Annotated in this window: 14 protein-coding genes; 5 read left to right on the top strand and 9 right to left on the bottom strand. The window is 64.9% G+C overall.

Annotated elements, in window-relative coordinates:
• Positions 1–533: 533 nt before the first annotated feature.
• Complete coding sequence (locus tag GDR74_RS03235) at positions 534–2,651, bottom strand: DNA translocase FtsK (protein ID WP_425486941.1); 2,118 nt, start codon at positions 2,649–2,651, stop codon at positions 534–536.
• Between the two features lie 823 nt (positions 2,652–3,474).
• Here GDR74_RS03235 and GDR74_RS03230 point away from each other — a divergent pair.
• Complete coding sequence (locus GDR74_RS03230) at positions 3,475–4,053, top strand: hypothetical protein (protein ID WP_152584960.1); 579 nt, start codon at positions 3,475–3,477, stop codon at positions 4,051–4,053.
• Positions 4,054–4,091: 38 nt separating this feature from the next.
• Here GDR74_RS03230 and GDR74_RS03225 read toward each other — a convergent pair whose 3' ends face one another.
• On the bottom strand, positions 4,092–5,381 hold the full coding sequence (locus GDR74_RS03225) for an amidase (protein ID WP_152584959.1): 1,290 nt from the start codon (positions 5,379–5,381) through the stop codon (positions 4,092–4,094).
• A 275-nt stretch (positions 5,382–5,656) separates the two neighbouring features.
• Between GDR74_RS03225 and GDR74_RS03220 the strand changes: the two genes are divergently transcribed.
• Together GDR74_RS03220 and GDR74_RS03215 are read left to right on the top strand one after the other, a co-directional pair.
• Entirely contained in the window at positions 5,657–6,082 is a 426-nt protein-coding gene (locus GDR74_RS03220; RefSeq protein ID WP_152584958.1) for a Fur family transcriptional regulator, read from the top strand.
• Positions 6,083–6,251: 169 nt separating this feature from the next.
• Complete coding sequence (locus GDR74_RS03215) at positions 6,252–6,707, top strand: Fur family transcriptional regulator (protein WP_152584957.1); 456 nt, start codon at positions 6,252–6,254, stop codon at positions 6,705–6,707.
• Between the two features lie 78 nt (positions 6,708–6,785).
• On the opposite strand, the gene GDR74_RS03210 is transcribed toward GDR74_RS03215, so the two are convergent.
• Both GDR74_RS03210 and GDR74_RS03205 read right to left on the bottom strand, forming a co-directional pair.
• Positions 6,786–9,878: an efflux RND transporter permease subunit gene (locus GDR74_RS03210; RefSeq protein WP_152584956.1), complete on the bottom strand. Its 3,093-nt coding sequence runs from the start codon at positions 9,876–9,878 to the stop codon at positions 6,786–6,788.
• Positions 9,879–9,890: 12 nt separating this feature from the next.
• Positions 9,891–11,024, bottom strand: coding sequence for an efflux RND transporter periplasmic adaptor subunit (locus GDR74_RS03205; RefSeq protein WP_152584955.1), 1,134 nt, complete (start codon positions 11,022–11,024; stop codon positions 9,891–9,893).
• A 143-nt stretch (positions 11,025–11,167) separates the two neighbouring features.
• On the opposite strand from GDR74_RS03205, the gene GDR74_RS03200 reads away from it, so the two are divergent.
• A complete protein-coding gene (locus GDR74_RS03200; protein ID WP_152584954.1) occupies positions 11,168–11,761 on the top strand; it encodes a TetR/AcrR family transcriptional regulator in 594 nt (197 codons plus the stop codon).
• On the opposite strand, the gene GDR74_RS03195 is transcribed toward GDR74_RS03200, so the two are convergent.
• Positions 11,758–12,933: a CaiB/BaiF CoA transferase family protein gene (locus GDR74_RS03195; RefSeq protein ID WP_152584953.1), complete on the bottom strand. Its 1,176-nt coding sequence runs from the start codon at positions 12,931–12,933 to the stop codon at positions 11,758–11,760. The two genes, GDR74_RS03200 and GDR74_RS03195, sit on opposite strands and share 4 nt — an antisense overlap.
• 17 nt (positions 12,934–12,950) lie before the next feature.
• Entirely contained in the window at positions 12,951–14,147 is a 1,197-nt protein-coding gene (locus tag GDR74_RS03190) for an acyl-CoA dehydrogenase (RefSeq protein WP_152584952.1), read from the bottom strand.
• Between the two features lie 140 nt (positions 14,148–14,287).
• On the opposite strand from GDR74_RS03190, the gene GDR74_RS03185 reads away from it, so the two are divergent.
• Positions 14,288–15,235, top strand: coding sequence for a LysR family transcriptional regulator (locus GDR74_RS03185; protein ID WP_152584951.1), 948 nt, complete (start codon positions 14,288–14,290; stop codon positions 15,233–15,235).
• Here the strand turns inward: GDR74_RS03185 and GDR74_RS03180 are convergent.
• The 3 genes from GDR74_RS03180 to GDR74_RS03170 all read right to left on the bottom strand — a co-directional run bounded on the left by GDR74_RS03180 (position 15,159) and on the right by GDR74_RS03170 (position 19,345).
• Entirely contained in the window at positions 15,159–16,376 is a 1,218-nt protein-coding gene (locus tag GDR74_RS03180) for a multidrug effflux MFS transporter (RefSeq protein WP_152584950.1), read from the bottom strand. The genes GDR74_RS03185 and GDR74_RS03180 overlap by 77 nt on opposite strands.
• Positions 16,377–16,616: 240 nt before the next feature.
• Positions 16,617–18,269: an ABC transporter permease gene (locus GDR74_RS03175; RefSeq protein WP_152584949.1), complete on the bottom strand. Its 1,653-nt coding sequence runs from the start codon at positions 18,267–18,269 to the stop codon at positions 16,617–16,619.
• Positions 18,266–19,345 (bottom strand): ABC transporter ATP-binding protein, encoded by a 1,080-nt coding sequence (locus GDR74_RS03170; protein WP_194164611.1) that lies wholly within the window; start codon positions 19,343–19,345, stop codon positions 18,266–18,268. Before GDR74_RS03170 ends, GDR74_RS03175 begins: the two co-directional genes overlap by 4 nt.
• Between the last annotated feature and the right edge of the window lie 33 nt (positions 19,346–19,378).

The raw sequence follows: 19,378 nt of genomic DNA, 5'->3' as shown, positions 1-19,378 counted from the left end.
ACTGTCGCACTACGTCTCTACCCGTCACTCTAGCGATCTGGCTCAACAATGTGGGTAGCAAGAAACAGCCTTTTAGGCCGAGGTTTTGAGTAACATTTTGGATAACATGAACTCAAAGGCAAAAAGCCTAAGTATATGAAAATAATAGCAAATATTCCAGATTTGGCTTGGGTATGGCGCACCCCCTCTCCGCCATCTAACCCTTTGAGAGACAAGGGTTCGAGGCCGCAGCCCGGCAGCTCCATAACCGCCTGGAAATTCAGTCCGCCACAGCAACGCCACAGTGGCAGGACGCATCGTTGCTTTTTCCGAAGACAGCCTCCCAGGGTCTCAAGGGCGCTTCAAAGGCGCCCCTTTCTCATCAAACCCCGTCACGGTCGCGCCGGCCCGCTGCATAGGCCAGGGTATGGAGCCAGGGAACGGAGACCGCCATCGAGCGGATCGCACGGGAGGACGCGACCGTTTCAGCAGGAAAGCCCTGCCTGCAGGCAGGGCTTTCGAGGGTGTCGGCGTACTCGGTCGCGAGGGCGGGTTCACACGTGCTGATCCGGCGTTTCGAGGAGGATCTCGCGCTTGCCGGCATGGTTGGCGGGGCCGACGATGCCCTCCTTCTCCATGCGCTCCATGAGCGAGGCGGCGCGGTTGTAGCCGATCTGCAGCCGCCGCTGGATGTAGGACGTCGATGCCTTCCTGTGCCGCAGCACGATGGAGACCGCCTGCTCGTAGAGATCGCCGCCCGGCGCTCCGAACTCGCCCTGGTCGAAGACCGGCGAGTCGCCGCCCGCGCCGCCCTCGTCCTCGTCGGCGGTGACGGCTTCCAGATATTGCGGCCGGCCCTGTCGTTTGAGGTGGGCGACGACCTTCTCGACCTCCTCGTCGGAGCAGAACGGCCCGTGCACGCGGGTGATGCGCCCGCCGCCGGCCATGTAGAGCATGTCGCCCTGGCCGAGAAGCTGCTCGGCGCCCATCTCGCCTAAGATCGTGCGGCTGTCGATCTTCGAGGTCACCTGGAAGGAGATGCGGGTCGGGAAGTTCGCCTTGATCGTGCCGGTGATCACGTCCACCGACGGGCGCTGGGTCGCCAGGATCACGTGGATGCCCGCCGCGCGCGCCATCTGCGCCAGGCGCTGGATCGCGCCCTCGATCTCCTTGCCGGCCACCATCATCAGGTCGGCCATCTCGTCGACGATCACCACGATGTAGGGCAGCGGCTCGAGGTCCATCACCTCGTCCTCGTAGACCGCCTGGCCGGTCTCGCGGTCGAAGCCGGTCTGGACGGTGCGGGTGATGACCTCGCCGCGGGCCTTCGCTTCCGAGACGCGGGCGTTGAAGCCGTCGATGTTGCGCACCCCCAGCTTCGACATCTTCTTGTAGCGGTCCTCCATCTCCCGCACCGCCCAGCGCAAGGCGATGATCGCCTTCTTCGGATCGGTGACGACGGGGGTGAGGAGGTGCGGAATGCCGTCGTAGACGGAGAGCTCCAGCATCTTCGGGTCCACCATGATCAGACGGCACTGGTCGGGCCTGAACCGATAGAGCAGCGACAGGATCATGGTGTTGATGGCGACCGACTTGCCCGAGCCGGTGGTGCCGGCCACCAGCAGGTGCGGCATGCGGGCGAGGTCCGCGATCACCGGCTCGCCGCCGATCGTCTTGCCGAGGCACAAAGGCAGCTTGTGCTGCGACGTCTCGAAGTCGTGGCTCGCCAGGAGCTCGCGCAGGAACACCGTCTCGCGCACCTGATTGGGCAGTTCGATGCCGATGGCATTTCGGCCGGGAATGACCGCGACACGGGCCGACGTCGCGCTCATGGAGCGGGCGATGTCATCCGACAGTGCGATGACCCGCGAGGACTTGGTGCCGGGCGCCGGCTCCAGCTCGTAGAGCGTCACCACCGGACCGGGATGGACGTGAATGACATCCCCCTTCACGCCGAAATCGCGGATGATCTTCTCGAGTCGGCCCGCCGTTTCCTCCAGGATGTCCTCCGTGAGCACCGGCTCCTGACGCTCGGGAGGGAGCGCAAGATAGGAAAGCTCCGGCAGTTCGTAGGTCTCTCGCGGCATGGCCGGATGGGCCCCGGCTTCGGACGGGATCGAAGCGGGCACCGGCGTCGAAGCCGCCGGTTCCACGACCGGGACGGGCGCCCGGGCGGTCGATGCGGGCAGGGCCCGTTCGGGCGCGGCAGCAGCGGCCTGCACGGCCGGCGGGGCCGGCCGCCGATCCATGGATGGAAGTTCATCCTGGTAGAGCAGCAGGTACGCGGGATCGATGTCCAGGCCCTCGCGCGGCTCGTTGCCCGGGGAAGCGGGAGGCTCCGGCTCCACAGGGTCGAGAGCGGCGTTCTCCGCCTCAGCCGGGTCAGGCGCGTCCTGCACGGCAAAGCGGACTTCGCCCGTCGTGTAGTAGCTGTAGGCCCAAGCCGTGAAAACGACCTGCGGCGAGATCGTCGGGACGGGTCCAGCCGCGGCAACCGGCTTCTCCACCGTTTCATCAGGTGAAACGGCATGGGACTCGACCGCGCCTGCCGTCTCCGCGGCAACGCCGGCATCGATGGCGTCGGGTTGCGATTCGGCGACACGGTCCGGTCTCGCATCGCCCCGGGGTTCCTCGACAGCGCCGGAGGGGTAGGTCGCCAGCAAGGATGCCATCCGCCGGCGGACTTCCGGCACGTCCGCGCCAGCCCGGTTCCCCGCTCGGTCCGTATTCGCAACGTCACCTGCCGGCTCCGCCGACGGGGGGGCTCCCTTGCCGGGACCGGCTCCCGTCCGTCCGCCCCTATCCCGCAGGAACTTGTCGGGCGTCCGTGTGCAGGTCGCGCCGGCGACGACGAAGGCCTGCCACCAGGCCGGATGCGCGGCGGGAACCGCTCCTTCCGGCCCGTCGGACAGGGTCCTGTCCGACGAGATCCGATCGGCAATTCCGCGATCCTGGCCCCTCGCTTCAGGAGACGAGGCCTGCCGGGAGAGCAGACGGGAGGGTGCTGCTCCGGTCGCCGACGGGCCGGGGTCGGTTTGCTCCGCAGAGCGGACTTCGGGTCTTGCAAGAGGGTAAGGTCGGTTCGGACGCATCTGATCTGGAGGGTGAGGGGCCCAAAGGCCTTATGATGGGTGCTGCCGTGCAATGTGGATCGGACTGGTAAAAAGACGGTTAGGCGGTCCGTCGCCGTATGCGCCTTTGACGGACAAGCCCTTGCCGTACCGGCAACTCTCAGTTCCGCCGTACCCTTGAGGTTTTCAACGGCGGCGCAGAACTCGGCCGGTCACGGACCGCCCACCTTACGACTGGTCAAGCCGAACAATTGCGGGGCCGCCGGGGCGTGCGACTCGCATAAATCCAACCATCGAAGCCGGAGCCTATCGGAGATTTCGGGGCAGCCATGGAACCGATGCGGGTCCACCTGCATAACTAGGGCGTTCGCAAAACGGCAGGGGATGGGCGGAGGGCTCCGTTCGCGTCAGTGGGAGACGAGCGATGACGAAATCGGCTCTTCTTGTCGGATCCGCCTGCCTCGCAATAGCCCTCGGCACCGCTCAGGAGGTGCAGGCTCAACCCCGCTTCCATGGCGGATATCATCATGGCGGCTTCTACCGTGGCGGTTGGGGCGGGTATTACCCCGGATATGCCTATCGTCATCGCGGCTGGGGAGCCGGGGGCGCCCTGGCTGCCGGCCTGATCGGCGGAGCCATCCTTGGAAGCATCGCTTCGGCAGCGGCGGCGCCGGCCTATTACGGCTACACCCCCTATTACGGATATCCTTACGGCGGCTCCTCCTACAGCGTCAGCTATGCTTATCCGAGCTACGGATACGGATATTACGCGCCGTATGCGTATTCGTATCCCGTCTATACCTACCCGCGCTATGCCTATCGCTACAGCTACCCCGCGGTGAGCTATTACGGAGGGCCCTACTACCGGCCCTATCCGGCTTACCGCGTCCGGACGGTGTATCGTGCCCGCCCCGTCTATCGCGCGGTCAGGCCCATTCCGTCCGTCCGGTCGGTCGGCTCGATCCAGATCGAGCGCGACCGGATGCGCGCCCCCGTGCGTTGACGGCGCATCCTCGGCTGCGGCGGCCGAGGGCGGCCCGTTCATGAAAGGACGCGCTCGACGCTCGCGGAGATTTCGAGCAGGCGCTTGTCGTGCCCATGCCGTGCGACGAGCATGAAGCCAACTGGAAGTTCGGCACCGGGAACGGGCAGGGAAATGGCCGTCAGATCGAACTGGTTTGCGGGTGTCGTGTTGCGCAGGATCAGGCTGTCGGTCTTGTTGTAGAGCTTCTCGTCTGCAATGAGCGGCGCGGCGAGCGGCGCCACGACGGGCGTCGTCGGCAGGGCGACGACGTCGAAAGGGGAGAGCCTGCGGTCCATGGCCTCTGCGAGCGCAGCGCGCTTTCTCATCATCCGGATATAATCGGCAGCCGAGACGGAGCGCCTCAACGCAATCCACTTCTGCACGCGCGGATCGATGAGATCTCCTCTCGCTTCTATCCATTCCGCATGGACGGCGGCGGCCTCGACGGAAGCGATGGAGCCACGCGCGGTCGCCTCCGCCATCTCCTCCAGGAGATCTTCCAGGTCGCAGTCGACGATCCGTGCACCCTCGGCGGCCAACCGGTTCAGAGTCCGCTCGAAGGCGCCCTCGACGAGCGCGTCCATCCGAGAGAAGAGACGGCCGCGCGGAACGCCCACGCGAAGCCCTTGCAGCGGATAGGAAGCCGGCGGAAGCACTTCCTCCCCCGCCATGACGGAATCCGCTGCCGCACAATCGGCGACGTTGCGCGCGAGGGGGCCGAGCGAATCGAGGCTGTACGAGAGCGGAAAGGCTCCCCTCAGGGAGATGCGCCGCGCCGTCGGCTTGAAGCCGACGACACCGTTGAAGGCAGCCGGAATTCGCACCGATCCGCCCGTGTCGCTGCCGATGGAGATCGCGCTCGTTCCCTCGGCGACCGCAACCCCCGCTCCCGATGACGACCCGCCCGGAATGCGCTGCGGGTCGACGGCATTGCAGGGCGTTCCGTAGTGCGGATTGAGGCCGATCCCGGAGAATGCGAACTCGACCATGTTGGTCTTGCCGAGGATCACGGCGCCTGCCTGACGCAGGCGCCGCACCACCTCGGCGTCCTCCTGGGCGGGCGGACGCTCGCGAAAGATCCGGGATCCCGCCGTCGTCGGCTCGCCCGCGACATCGAGAAGATCCTTGATCGAAACGATGACGCCGTCGAGCGGCCCCAGCGTCACGCCTGCGCGCCGTCTTGCGTCGGCGGCATCGGCGGCCGCCCGTGCGGCGTCGCGGTAGATCTTGACATAGACGCGCTCGTCGTCGGCGCGCTTGTCCAATCGCTCGAGGACGGCTTCGAGCCTGTCGCGAACACTTTTCATGTCTCAGGACCTGTCTAGGCGTGGGCCGGCTCATTCGTCGGGGAAAAGGCTCGCCCAATCAAGAGCAGCCTGGGTCGGCCTCCGAGTTCTCTGCCCCGAGAGCCTCGGGGCCGGTGCCGGTTTCCTTGCTCGATGAGACATGCCGATTGTCACAGTGCTTCGGAAATGGCTGGCCACACTCCGCGGCGCTTCCTATAACTCTCCCTATCCGAAAACCGGACGACCCCGCGGCGCGAAGAGCCCGGGTCGGCGCAGGATGGAGTTCTAGTCCGCTCATGACCCCGGCCCAGAGTCACAGCCATGCAGTCGAGGGGCTGAACGACACCCAGAAGCGTGTCCATAAGATCCTGCTGGCCGCCCAGAATCCTTTGTCGGCCTACGAGGTCCTGGACAAGATGCGCTCCAAGGGCGCCGTCACGCCCCCGACCGTCTACAGGTCCCTCGAAAGGCTCATCGAGAAGGGGCTGGCACATCGGCTCGAGAGCCTGAATGCCTACGTCGCCTGCAAGCACCCCCATCATCACGACATGGCGGCGTTCGCCATCTGCGAAGCGTGCGGCCTGGTGACCGAGTTCACCGACCCTCAGATCGACGAGCGGCTGACCGGGTGGAGCGACGCTCATTCCTTTCGCCCCAGCAAGGTGACGGTCGAAGTCCGTGGCCTGTGCGGCGGGTGTTGCCCGGAACGCGGCCGGCCCTAACTCGTTTGTTACTGTAGAACTTCTTGCCGGACCGGACCCCGGAAGGGAGTTCGCGCTCCAGCATAGGTCTCTATGCAACATTGCAAGCAAAAATTGCAACGATACCACATTGTACAAGCGGAGCTTTACCTATATGAACATGTAGGAATCGAAATTACAGGAGCCAGGTATGAACGCTCGAGCCAACCGGAAAGAAGAAGAGGAGATGCTCCTCCAGCGTGCGGACGATCTGTGCCGTGCCAACAATCTGCGCCTGACCCCCATTCGCGAGCGCGTCTATCGGGAACTCGTCCAGAGCGGCGGACCCGTCGGCGCGTACGACCTCGTCGACCGGCTCAGCAGCGACAAGAAACGCCTTGCTCCGGTGACCATTTACCGGGCCCTCGATTTCCTCCGGGATGCAGGACTGGTCCATCGTCTTGCGACGCAGAACTCCTACATCGTCTCGCACGGTCAGCCGGATGTGAACGCCATGAAGGTCATGTTCGTCTGCACGAAGACGGGCCAGACCGTGGAGGTCCATTCGAAGGAGGTGGCCGAGGCGATCCGGAAAGCGGCCGAAGAAGCCGGCTTCAAGTCCCTCTCGCCCTTCATCGAGGTCGAAGGAGAGATGAGCTCCAAGTAAGAAGTCAGGGCGGCCCCTCGCCCTTCTCGCTCGAGGCAACCGAACGGAAAGGCCGGGCAGTTCGCCCGGCCTTTCTCGTTACTCCGCAGCCAGCGCCTGACGGGAAGCGGGCTGTCTCTTCTCCTCGACCGCTCCCCTTCGCCGCTCATGGGAGATGAAGGTGTAGAACATCGGGACCACGAACAGCGTAAAGATCGTTCCGATGGACATGCCGGACGCGATCACGATACCCATGGAGAACCGGGCCGCCGCTCCCGCGCCGCTGGCATAGAGCAGCGGAGCGACGCCCAGCACCATGGCGGCGGTCGTCATCAGGATCGGCCGCAGACGCACCCGGGCCGCCTCCTGGATCGCCTCGCGCCGGTTCAGCCCCTGCTTCTCCTTGAGCTCGTTGGCGAACTCGACCATCAGGATGCCGTGCTTCGTGATCAGCCCCACAAGGGTGATCAGGCCGACCTCCGTATAGATGTTCAAGGTCGCAAGACCCAGATTGAGGAAGATCATGGCCCCGAACATCGACAGGGGAACCGACATCATGATGATGAACGGATCGCGGAAGCTCTCGAACTGCGCCGCAAGCACCAGATAGATCACGATGATCGCCAGCCCGAAGGCGAGCGCGATGGAGCTCCCCTCCTGCACCTCCAGCCGGGACTGGCCGGCGTAATCCTCGTAGAAGCCCTGGGGCATGATTTCCCGGGCGATCGAGCGGAGGGTCTGGAGGCCTTCCGACGTCGTCACGCCGGGCAGCGGCAGGGCCGACAGGGTCGCCGAGTTGAGCTGGTTGAACTGCTCGATCGACGCGGGAGAGGCATCCGTCTGGATACGGACGAGAGCGGAGAGCGGCACCATCGAGCCGTCGGCGGCCCGCACGTAGTATGCACCCAGGCGCTCGGGGTTCAGTCGGTCGACCTGCCGAACCTGGCTGATGACGTCGTAGCTCCGGTTGTCGCGGTCGAACTTGGAGATGGGAGCTCCACCGACGAGCGCACCGAGCGTATTGCCGATCTCGCTGACCGGCACGCCCATTGCCGCCGCCCGGTCGCGGTCGACGACGATCCGCGCCCGGGGCGTCTGGTAGGTGACGGAGTTCTGGACGATGATGAACTTGCCGGTCTCCATGGCCTTCTGCTTGACCCGTTCGGCCACTTCATAGGCCTGGGCGGGATCGCCGATGGTGCGCAGGACATACTGGATCGGCAGGCCGCCGCCGGCACCCGGCAGGGAAGGCGGCGCGAACACGAAGGCCTGAACGCCCGCGTTCTCGTTGAGGAGGTTCTGAATCTCCTGCTTCGTCACCACTCCCTTCTTCTTCCGCTCGCTCCATTCCTTCAGCTTGAAGCCGACGAAGCCGCCTCCGCCGCCATCGATGCCGACGATGAGGAAGGAGTCGTCGATCTCCGGGATCTTCTCACCGGCATTGGTGAACTGGCTGGCGAAAGCCTGGGTGTAGTCGGCGGTTGCGTATTGCGGAGCATTGACGAGGCCGAGATAGGCGCCCTGATCCTCCTCGGGCGCCAGTTCGGACGGCGTCTTGACGAAGAGGAACACCGTCGTCGCCAGGAGCGCCGCCACGATGGTGAGCGTCACATAGCGATAATCCAGGGAGCCCTTGAGCCGCCTGGCGTACCAGTTCTCCACGCGGGTGAAGGTCCGGTCGACGACGCCTGCAAAGCCCGTCTGGCCTCCGTGGCCATGGGGCTTGAGCAGCTTGGAGGACATCATCGGCGACAGGGTGACGGCGATGATGCCGGAGATGATCACCGCCCCTGCCAGGGTGAAGGCGAACTCCCGGAACAGGGTCCCGGTGAGGCCCTGCGTGAACCCGATCGGGGCATAGACGGCCGCGAGCGTGATGGTCATCGAGACGATCGGCACGAAGATTTCCTTCATGCCCACGATGGCGGCATCGACCGGCCTCAGTCCCTCCTCGATGTGTCGATGGATGTTCTCGAGCACCACGATGGCGTCGTCGACGACGAGACCGATGGCGAGCACCATCGCGAGAAGGGTCAAAAGGTTGATCGAGTATCCGAGGACGTACAGCACGAAGCAGACGCCGACCAATGACAGCGGGATCGTGACGATGGGGATCAGGACCGAGCGGAAGGAGCCCAGGAACAGCAGGATCACGACGATGACGATGAGAGCCGCCTCGCCGATGGTCTTGAACACCTCCTCGATCGAGGCGGAGATGAAGTTGGAGGCGTCGTAGACGATCTGCACGGTCATGCCCTTGGGCAGCGTGGGCCTGATCGCATCGATGGCCCTTGTCACTTCCTCGGCCACGGTCAGCGGGTTCGCCGACGGGGTCGGCGTGATGCCGATGAAGGTGCCCTCCTTGCCGTTGAAGCTCACCTTCGTGTCGGTGCTCTTCGGACCCAGCTCCACGTCCGCCACGTCGCGCAGGCGCACGATCTGGTCGCCGTTGGAGCGGATCGGAAGCGCGCCGAAGGACTCCGGCGTCTGGAAGGTGGTCTGCATCTCGAGCGCATAGGCTACGAACTCGTTCTGCGTCTTGCCGGGCGCGGCGAGGAAGTTGTTCGAGCGGACCGCGGTCACCACGTCGCCGGCGGTCACGCCGCGCGCCGCAAGGCGAACGGGGTCGATCCAGATGCGCATGGAGAAGTCGCGCCCGCCGAGGATCTCGGCCGAGCCCACGCCCTCCAGGGTCGCGAAGCGCGGCTGCACGACGCGCGTCAGGAATTCGGAGACCTGCTCGGGGTTCATCTCCGAGCTGGCGAAGGTCAGGTACATGAGAGCGAAGGTCTGGCCCGTGCCCTTGACGATGACCGGATCCTCCGCGTCCTGCGGCAGCTGGGCGCGAACGGTCTGGACCTTGGCGGTCACTTCCGTCAGCGCTGCGTTGGGGTCCGTATTCAGGCGCATGCGGACGGAGACCGTGCTCAGGCCGAGGCGGCTCTGAGAGGTCACGTAATCGACGCCTTCGGCGCTCGACACGGCCTTGGCAATCGGCGTGCTGATGAAACCCTGCATCAGATCGGCGCTTGCGCCCGTATAGGTGGTCGTGATGGTGATAGTGGTCTCCTCGACCTCCGGGTACTGACGGACCTGGAGGCTCATCAGACCCTGCGCGCCGAGCAGCAGAATCAGGAGGCTCACCACCATGGCCAAGACCGGGCGGCGAATGAAGAGTTCTGTGAAACTCATGGGCGTGCTGCCTTATTCTCCGGTCGCGAGCTTCGTCGCGCCGATCTTGGTCAGGTCGATCGTGTTGTTGATCTTCACCGTCGCCCCCGCCTGAAGCTTGTTCTGGCCCGAGGCGACGACCTGCTGACCCGGCTGGAGCCCGGACATGATCTCCACCACGCCTCCGCGACGGCGGCCGGTCTTGACGAAGACCTGCTTCGCCACGTCGACCTTCTGGCCGTCCTTCTCTTCCGGTTCGACCGTATAGACGTAGTCGCCGTAAAGGCTGGTGATGACGGCCGTCTGCGGAATCGTGATCACGTTGGGCTCCGGCGGAAGAATGGCTTCCACATGGAGGAACTGGCCGGGAAGGACGCTTCCGTCCTTCTCGATGTCGACGGTCGCCTGAACGGAGACGAGGCGCGTCTTGGGATCCACCCGGGGATCCTTGCCCGTGATCTGGCCGGTGAAGCGCAGGTCGTTGTCCGCAACGCCCACCCGAACCTCCTGGCCCAGCCTGATCTTGCTGGCCTCCTGCTCGGGCACCGTGAAGTCGACCTTCATGGTGGAGAGATCCTGGAAGCTCGCGATCACCGTGCCCGGCTGCAGATACTGGCCGATGTCGATCCGCGGAATGCCGATCACGCCGGAGAACGGGGCCTTGAGGGCCTTCTGCTCGATGGTCGCCTCGAGACGCGCCAGCCTCGACCGCGCGGCCGCCAGCGCCGCACTGGCCTGGTCGAAATTGGCCTCGGTCCCGTAGCCGCGGGAGGACAGGGTCTTCGCCCGTTCGAAGTTGCTCTCGGCCACCTTCACGGCGGCCTGCACGTCCGTGAGGTCGGCGCGCTCGACGGTGTCGTCGAGCTGCACCAGCACCTCGCCCTTGCGAATGTTCTGGTTCGCCTTGAACTTGATCTCCTTGACGATGCCCGGGGTCTCGAACGACAGCTCGACCCCATTGGCCGCGCGGGCCGTTCCGATGGCGCTCACGGCCGGGGTCCAGGTCTTGGACTCCACCTTCGCCGAGGACACCACCTGGGGCGGCGCCTTCATGTTGGCGAAGAAGTCCTTGATCATCTTGTCCTTGAAGAAATTGAACCAGACCAGCCCGGCGCAGAGTCCAATCGCAAGGATGAACACAAGGGTGACTACGATGCGCCGTTTCATGGGCTTGTTCCGAGAGCTTGGAGGACCGAAGAATCGGATCCTATCTGAATGTGGAGGGTGCGGCTGTAGCGCAACTTGCCCTTGACGCCAATGCCGCGGCGCACTTTATATACCGTCTGGACGGTTTAGTGCAAGAGGTGCGGATGTTCGCGTGTGTCCGGGGCCGGAGGAGTTCCCGAGAGAAGATTCTCGATGCGGCCGCCGAGCTCGTCAGTGAAATCGGTTCGGGACGATTGACCCTCGATGCGGTCGCGGAACGGGCCGGACTCAGCAAGGGCGGACTTCTTTACAATTTCCCGAGCAAGGAGGCACTCCTCCAGGCGATGATCCAGCGTCTCGTGGATGAAGTTTCCTTGGAAAAAGAGGCGCTGAGGAGGCAGCTGCCCCCCAAGCGCAATCTTGAAGCCAGGCTGTGCACCTCCGCCCTCCTCAAGATGTGCGGCGGCGGAAAGATGAAAGAGATTGCCACCGGCATGCTCGCCGCCTCCTCCGAGAACCCGCGCCTTCTGGAGCCGGTGCGCAGCGTCGTGAGGGAAACCCTGGAAAAGCTCAGGAGCACCTCGGACGACGTCGATGCCAGCATCGTGGCATGGCTCGCGGTCGAGGGCCTGCGCAGCATGGAGATGCACGACATCAGCCCCTTCTCGGACCAGGATCGCGAGCGGATCGTCGGCGCCATCAACCGCCTGCTCGACAACGGTATTGCCGAACAGGCCCCGAAGGACAATAAGCCTTAAGCCATCCAGGCCGGGTCGTTCAGGATCTCGTCCGTATGCTCGCCGAGGCGCGGCGACGGGCGCCGCGCGGCCATAGGCTCCCCATCGATCACGATGGGCGAGCGCACGGAGGGAATCGCTCCTCCCTTTGCGGCAGAGGAGGGCAGATCGACCCTCATGCTGCGCGCGATCACCTGCGGGTCGGCAAAGACGTCGGCCACCGTGTTGATGGGACCGGCCGGAACGCCCTGCGCCTCCAGCGCCGCCAGAAGTGCTTCCCGCGTCATCCCAAGGGTCAGTTCGGTGAGCAGGGGGATCAGATCGGTACGGTGCCGCACCCGCCCCGCATTGGTCCTGAACCGCTCGTCCCGGGCCAGTTCCGGCTGCCCGAGCACCTCGACGAAGCGGGCATATTGCCCGTCGTTCCCGACGGCCACGATCACATGCCCGTCCGCAACGGGGAAGACCTGGTAGGGGACGATGTTGGGATGGGCATTGCCCATGCGCCGGGGCGACTTGCCCGAGGCGAGATAGTTCATGGCCTGGTTGGCGAGAACGCTCGTCTGGACGTCGAGGAGCGCCATGTCGAGATGAGCCCCCTCGCCCGTCAGGTCCCTGCGGCGCAGGGCTGCGAGCACGCCGACCACGGAATAGACGCCGGTGAAGATATCGGCGAAGGCGACGCCGATCTTCTGGGGCTCGCCCTCCGGATCGCCGGTCAGGTCCATGATCCCGCCCATGCCCTGGATCATGAAATCGTAGCCGGCCCGCGAAGCGTAAGGCCCGTTCTGCCCGAACCCGGTGATGGAGCAGTAGACGAGCCGCGGATTGACGCCCTTGAGGCTCTCGTAATCGAGGCGGTACTTCTTCAGCCCGCCGACCTTGAAATTCTCGATCACCACGTCCGCATGGGCGGCGAGCCTGCGGACCAGGTCCTGCCCTTCCTGGGTCTCGAAATCGACGGCGATGGAACGCTTGCCCCGATTGCAGGAATGGAAGTAGGCCGCCGAGAGATCCTCCCCATCGGCCCCTTCGATGAAGGGCGGACCCCAGCCGCGCGTGTCGTCCCCGGCTCCGGGGCGCTCGACCTTGACCACGTCGGCCCCGAGATCCGCGAGGAGCTGGCCGACCCAGGGGCCGGCCAGGATCCGGGCGAGTTCAAGGACTTTGAGCCCCTCGAGCGGCTTCGTCATGATGCTTCCGCCCCAGCTCAGAAGAACGCCTGCAGCCCGGTCTGCGCACGGCCCAGGATGAGGGCATGCACGTCGTGCGTGCCTTCGTAGGTGTTGACGGTCTCCAGGTTCTGCGCATGGCGCATCACGTGATACTCCTCCTGAATGCCGTTGCCGCCGTGCATGTCGCGGGCCGCGCGGGCGATCTCGAGCGCCTTGCCGCAATTGTTGCGCTTGACGAGCGAGATCATCTCCGGTGCGACGCGCCCCTCGTCGAAGAGGCGGCCGACCCGCAGGGAGGCGTGAAGGCCGAGAGCGATCTCGGTCATCATGTCCGCGAGCTTCTTCTGCACCAGCTGAGTGGCCGCGAGCGGACGGTTGAACTGCTTGCGGTCGAGAGTGTACTGCCGTGCCCGGTGCCAGCAATCCTCCGCCGCGCCCATGGCGCCCCAGGAGATGCCGTAGCGGGCGCGGTTCAGGCAGCCGAAGGGACCCTTCAGGCCCGACACGTTCGGCAGCAGCGCATCCTCGCCGACCTCGACGCCGTCCATGACGATCTCGCCCGTGATGGAGGCGCGGAGCGAAAGCTTGCCGCCGATCTTCGGCGCCGAAAGGCCCTTCATGCCCTTCTCCAACACGAAGCCGCGGATCTGGTTGTCGTGGGCCGCCGATTTCGCCCAGACCACGAACACATCCGCGATGGGCGAGTTCGAGATCCACATCTTGGTGCCGGTCAGGCGATAGCCGCCGTCGATCTTCTCGGCGCGGGTCTTCATGCCGGCCGGATCGGAACCTGCATCCGGCTCGGTGAGGCCGAAGCAGCCCACATATTCGCCGGAGGCGAGCTTGGGCAGGTACTTCCGGCGCTGCTCCTCCGAGCCATAGGCATAGATCGGATACATGACGAGCGAGGACTGGACGCTCATCATGGAGCGATACCCGGAATCGACCCGCTCCACCTCACGGGCGACGAGACCGTAGGCGACGTAGGATGCGCCGGCGCAGCCATATTCCTCCGGCAGGGTGACGCCGAGAAGGCCGAGTTCGCCCATCTCGTTGAAGATCGCGCGATCGGTGCGCTCCTCGCGGTAGGCCTCGATCACCCGCGGCAGAAGCTTTTCCTGGGCATAGGCGCGTGCGGTGTCGCGGATCATCCGCTCGTCGTCGGTGAGCAGGTCTTCGAGCAGGAGCGGATCGTCCCACTTCAGTTTTGCGAGTTCGTCGGCGCCGGCCATGGCTGCGATCCTTCTTCTTCGAGCACCCCGAAGGGCGAGGTGCGGCTGGACTTCATGAATTCGAGCGCGAAAATTGCCCTGGACGGCAGGGAAGTAAAGCGACATCTTCGAAGCAGGTTATTCGAAATCGGAATGATCAGGTGTTCAGGCGCGGTTTCCTCCCCAGTGTCGGCAACCTTCTCGCCTTCGAGGCGACGGCCCGCCATGGAAGCGTCTCCCGGGCCGCGGAGGAGCTCAACCTGACCCAGAGCGCGGTTTCGCGGCAGATTCAGCAGCTGGAGGACGCCCTCGGGGTATCCCTGTTCAGCCGCACGCGCCAACGGGTGGTTCTGACCGATGTGGGGCGCATGTACGCCACCCACGTGCGCAACACCCTCGCCGAGCTGTCGGATGCGACCCGCCAGGCCATCGCCCTCTCCGGAACGAGCGGCGTCCTCAACCTCGCGGTCCTTCCGACCTTCGGGACGCGCTGGCTCATTCCGCGGATGCGGGAATTCCTCGATCTGCACCCGGACGTGACGGTGAATTTCGGAGTCCGTCTCGTTCCGTTCGACTTCGCGGCCGAACCCTTCGATGCCGCAATCCATTTCGGCCAGCCGCATTGGCCAGGGGCTCTCTGCGACCATCTGCTGGACGAGGAATGCGTGCCGGTCTGCAGCCCGGACTACCGGGAGCGGGAGAACATCCGCTCGCCGGCCGATCTCGCCCGGGCGACCCTTCTCCAGCAGAGCACGCGCTCCACGGCCTGGGCGGAATGGTCCGCCGGAGCCGGCGTGGACATCGGCAACGCCCTGCGCGGCCCGCGCTTCGAGCAGTTCGCCATGGTCGCCCAGGCCGCCGTCGCAGGGCTGGGCGTCGGACTCATCCCGCACTTCCTGATTGCGGACGAGATCGCATCCGGCCGCCTGACGATCCTCTTCTCCCAGAGCCTGATCAGCAGCGGGGCCTATTATCTCGTTTATCCCGAGCCGAAGGCGGAAGCCCCGCTGGTGCGCTCCTTCCGCGACTGGATCAGGGCGAAGGCGCGGCAGGCCTCCGCTCCTCACGGGACTGCGACGGCCGCCTGGGCAGCAGCCGGCTTAAGGTGAAGGCGCCCCAGCCGCAGAAGGCGATGGCCTCCACCATCGAACGCGGCGTGCCGTCGAACAGGGCGCTTACCAGGGCGATCATGCCCGCCCCCGTGCAGAGCTGAAGCGTTCCCATGAGCGCAGAGGCCGTGCCTGCGATGGGGCCATGGGCTTCGAGGGCCAGAACGGCAGTCGAGGGGATCACGAGTCCGAGCGAACCGAAGGCTGCGAAGAGCAGCCCCCAGAGAACATAAGGGCTGTCGATCCCGGACAGGGTCAGGACGAGCAGCAGGGTCGCCAGAGCTGCGAAGACCGCGATCGCGACGCGGACCACGCGCTCCGCGCCGAAGCGGCGCATGAGGGTGCTGTTGAACTGCGCTCCGCCGATGAAGGCGATGGCATTGGAGGCGAAGACGAGGCTGTAGCGGGACGGCGTCAACCCATAATGCTCGATGAAAACCACGGAGGATCCGGCCAGGTAGGCGAAGAAGCTCGCCTGCCCGAGCCCGCCGATGAAGACGAGTCCAAGGAACCGCCGGTCCTTGAACAACCCGCCATAGGCGCGCGCCACCTCGATGACGCTGCGACGGTTCGCATTCCTTCCCCGCGTCTCCGGCAGAAGGGCGGCAACGACGACGAGGCCCGCGAGGCCGATGCCGGCAATCGCCCAGAAGATCACCCGCCAGCTGTAGAATTCCGTCAGCGCGCTGCCCGCCAGCGGCGCCAGGATGGGCGACACGCTGAACACCAGCATCGTGGTCGCCATCAGGCGCGCCGCTTCGGCGCCCGTATGAAGGTCGCGGACGATGGCGCGCGTGATGACCATGCCGGCGCAGGCGCCCACCCCCTGCAGGAAACGGAACGCAATCAGCATCTCCGCACTCCTGGCGAAGCTGCACCCGATGGCTCCGGCGATGAACAGGACGAGCCCGAAATAGATGGGGGGCTTGCGTCCGACCTGGTCGGACACCGGACCGTAGATGACCTGGCAGACCGCCACCGCCAGGAAGAAGCTCATCAGGCTCATCTGGACGGCCCCGATCTCGACCTGCAGATCCCGCGCGATGGCGGGAAATGCCGGGAGATACATGTCGATGGCAAAGGGCCCGATGGCCGACAGCATGCCGAGAACCAGCGCGTTGCGAAGAAACGAGGACTTCATGGAAATGTCTTCCGCAGAACGGCGGCCTGCCGGCCGCCAAAGAGACGACGGCCCACGCCCATGGAGCGCAGGAGGAAATGAAACTGGGGAAAAGAGGCCGCGCCGGGTCGGCGGCAAGAACGGGCCTGCCAGCCGAACCGGATGCTTTTATGCCGCCCTGCCGCTAGGCGCAAGACAGGAATGAAAGGAAAGGAGCGCGCTTTTGGAAAAGCGCGCCCCTGGAGCCATGGATCGGGAGGCCTACAGCAGCGCGCTCTCCTTCCTTCCGGAAAGATGGAACGCCGCATAGACGGCAATGACGGTCATGGTCAGAAGAATGGTCGAGAGCGCCGAAGCCGTGCCGTATTCTCCGTCCATCACCGACAGGTAGATGCGGACCGGCATGGTGATCGTCCGGCCCACATAGAGCACAAGGGAAGACGAGAGTTCGTTCATGGCCGTGACGAAGCTCATCAGCGCCCCGGCGAGGATTCCCGGGAGGATGAGCGGGACGGTCACCTTCAGGAAGGCTTTTCCGGGCGCGTAACCCAGGCTGACGGCGGCGTCTTCGAGATTGGGACCGACCTGCTTGAGCGCGGCTGCGACGGAGCGGGCCGAATAGGGCAGACGCCGCACATAGATCGCAAGCACGATGATGAGCCCGGTCCCGGTCAGCGCGAGCGGCGGATCGTTGAAGCGCGTAATGAAGGCGATGCCCATCACGATGCCCGGAACGATATAGGGCACCATGAGAAGCGCATCGAGCGCGCCGGTCGCGAGGCTCGGCCGCCTCGAAATGATGTAGCCGATCAGGGTGCCGCTGACCACGATGGCGGCCACCGCCATGGACGAGAAGATCAGCGTGTTCCAGATCGGATCGGAAACGGTTGCGATCACCTTCTCGTAACTCTGCAGGCTCAGACCGGGCTGGAACACCGGACCGCTGGTACGCCGGAACGAGAACAGCACCACGATGAAAGCCGGCAGAGCGCCCAGGCACACGATCGTGTAGGCGAGCAGGTGCAGGCCGAGGGCCTTCACTCCCCTCACCCGCTGCCGCTCCGGCTTCCTGATCAGGTTGCTGTAGTAGACGTTCTTCCGCAGAAGCCAGCGCTGGCCGAACACCACGATCATCGAGAGCACGATCAGGACGACGCTCAGGGCCGAGGCCATGCCGGGGTTGCCGCCCACTTCGCCTGCGAACAGAGTGAAGGCTTCAGTCGCCAGCACGTTGAAGTCGCGCCCGATGATGCGGGGCGTTCCGAAATCGGCGATGGACAGGACGAAGGTCAGCAGGGCGCTCGCCGAAATGGCCGGAAGAATGAGCGGGAAGGTGACCGTGAACAGCCGCTTCCAGGGCGGTACGCCCAGGCTCTCGGCAGCCTCCTCCACGGAACGGTTGATGGAGGCCAGGGCCCCGGACGTGATGAGAAAGACGTGCGGAAAGAACTTGAGGCTGAACACGAGGATGACGCCGGCCATTCCATAGATCGGCGGGATCAAGATCCCGATGGATGCCAGCCCCTTTCTGACGACGCCGCTGGCACCGAACAGCACGATCCAGGCATAGGCGCCGATGAAGGGAGGCGAGACGAGAGCGACGACGGCCAGCGTCTGGATGACGGCGCGGCCCATGATGTGGAACCGCGTGGTCACGAAGGCAAGCGTGACGCCGAGAAGGAGCGCTCCGGCCATGCCGCCGAAGCCGGCGATGAAAGTGTTGCCGATCGCGCGCTGATAGGTCCTGACCGTGAAGATGTCCACGTAATGGACGAGGGAGAACGCGCCCGTCTCGTTGTCGATGAGGCTGGCCCTCAGGATGGAGGACAGAGGCCAGACGAGGAGGACGAGAAGAATGGCCCAGGCAGCGAAGAGGACGACGGACCAGAGATCGAACCGCACACGCCGCGTCATCGGACCTGTCCCGACTTCACGAGATTGCCGTCGCGGTCGAACAGGGCGACCTTGTCGAGAGGCAGGAGGATTTCGACGGACCGGCCCTCCATGGCGATGAAATCGGCGCTCGGATCCATGACCTGAGCGACCACCTCCCCCGCTTCCGTCGAGAGGGTGTAATGAGCCTCGCGCCCCAGGAAGGTGACCTTCCGCACCTCGCCGCGCAAGGCGACGGCGTTCCCGCCGTCCTCCCGCCGCCCCAAGCGGACGTTCTCGGGCCTGATCGCAAGCTCCACGGCACCGCTTGCGGTGCCGGTTGGAAAGGCGAGAGACTGGCTCCCCACCACGAGGCGCCCCGCCTCGAGCTTCGCGGGAATGAAGTTCATCGTTCCGACAAAACTCGCCGCGAATCGGCGGACCGGGTGCCGGTAGATCTCGAAGGGCGTCCCGATCTGCTCCACGCGCCCCTTGTACATCACACAGATGCGGTCCGAAACGGCGAGCGCCTCCTCCTGGTCGTGAGTGACGTAGATCGTGGTGATCCCGAGCCGCCTCTGGATGTCGCGGATATCCTCCCGCAGTTCGATGCGCAGCTTGGCATCGAGGTTCGACAGGGGCTCGTCCATCAGGAGCAGGGTCGGACGAATGGCCATGGCGCGGGCCAGACCGATGCGCTGCTGCTGGCCGCCCGACATCTCCGCGGGAAGCCGAGACTGGTACCCGTCGAGGCGCACCATCTTCAGGCTTTCCGCAACCCGTGCCTCGATCTCCGATTTGGGCAGGGATCGGGCTTTAAGTCCGAACGCGACGTTCTCGGCCACCGTCAGATGGGGGAAGACCGCATAGTCCTGGAACACCATGCCGATATCCCGCTTATGGGCAGGTCTGCCGTCGATCCGCTGGCCGTTGACGATGATCTCTCCCCGATCCTGGTGCTGGAAGCCGGCGATGGTTCTCAGGAGCGTGGTCTTCCCGCATCCGCTCGGGCCGAGCAGGGTGAAGAACTCGCCGGAGGCGATGGCGAGATCGATGCTCTCGAGGACCCTCACGTCCCGATAGCTCTTGGCCAGCCCTTGGATCCTCAGTTCCGCCACGCCCCTTCTCCTTTTTTGTATAACTACATACCG

The organism is Microvirga thermotolerans (assembly GCF_009363855.1).
Classification (GTDB): domain Bacteria; phylum Pseudomonadota; class Alphaproteobacteria; order Rhizobiales; family Beijerinckiaceae; genus Microvirga; species Microvirga thermotolerans.
Note: the sequence above shows the minus strand (reverse complement) of the source record. Positions and strands in the feature narration are given on the sequence as shown.

Coding starts and splice junctions, on each gene's coding strand:
- GDR74_RS03220 (WP_152584958.1), top strand. CDS start 5,657: ATGACCCCGGCCCAGAGTCACAGCCATGCAGTCGAGGGGCTGAACGAC.
- GDR74_RS03215 (WP_152584957.1), top strand. CDS start 6,252: ATGAACGCTCGAGCCAACCGGAAAGAAGAAGAGGAGATGCTCCTCCAG.
- GDR74_RS03180 (WP_152584950.1), bottom strand. CDS start 16,376: ATGAAGTCCTCGTTTCTTCGCAACGCGCTGGTTCTCGGCATGCTGTCG.
- GDR74_RS03230 (WP_152584960.1), top strand. CDS start 3,475: ATGACGAAATCGGCTCTTCTTGTCGGATCCGCCTGCCTCGCAATAGCC.
- GDR74_RS03200 (WP_152584954.1), top strand. CDS start 11,168: ATGTTCGCGTGTGTCCGGGGCCGGAGGAGTTCCCGAGAGAAGATTCTC.
- GDR74_RS03190 (WP_152584952.1), bottom strand. CDS start 14,147: ATGGCCGGCGCCGACGAACTCGCAAAACTGAAGTGGGACGATCCGCTC.
- GDR74_RS03205 (WP_152584955.1), bottom strand. CDS start 11,024: ATGAAACGGCGCATCGTAGTCACCCTTGTGTTCATCCTTGCGATTGGA.
- GDR74_RS03210 (WP_152584956.1), bottom strand. CDS start 9,878: ATGAGTTTCACAGAACTCTTCATTCGCCGCCCGGTCTTGGCCATGGTG.
- GDR74_RS03195 (WP_152584953.1), bottom strand. CDS start 12,933: ATGACGAAGCCGCTCGAGGGGCTCAAAGTCCTTGAACTCGCCCGGATC.
- GDR74_RS03235 (WP_425486941.1), bottom strand. CDS start 2,651: ATGGCATCCTTGCTGGCGACCTACCCCTCCGGCGCTGTCGAGGAACCC.
- GDR74_RS03175 (WP_152584949.1), bottom strand. CDS start 18,269: ATGACGCGGCGTGTGCGGTTCGATCTCTGGTCCGTCGTCCTCTTCGCT.
- GDR74_RS03225 (WP_152584959.1), bottom strand. CDS start 5,381: ATGAAAAGTGTTCGCGACAGGCTCGAAGCCGTCCTCGAGCGATTGGAC.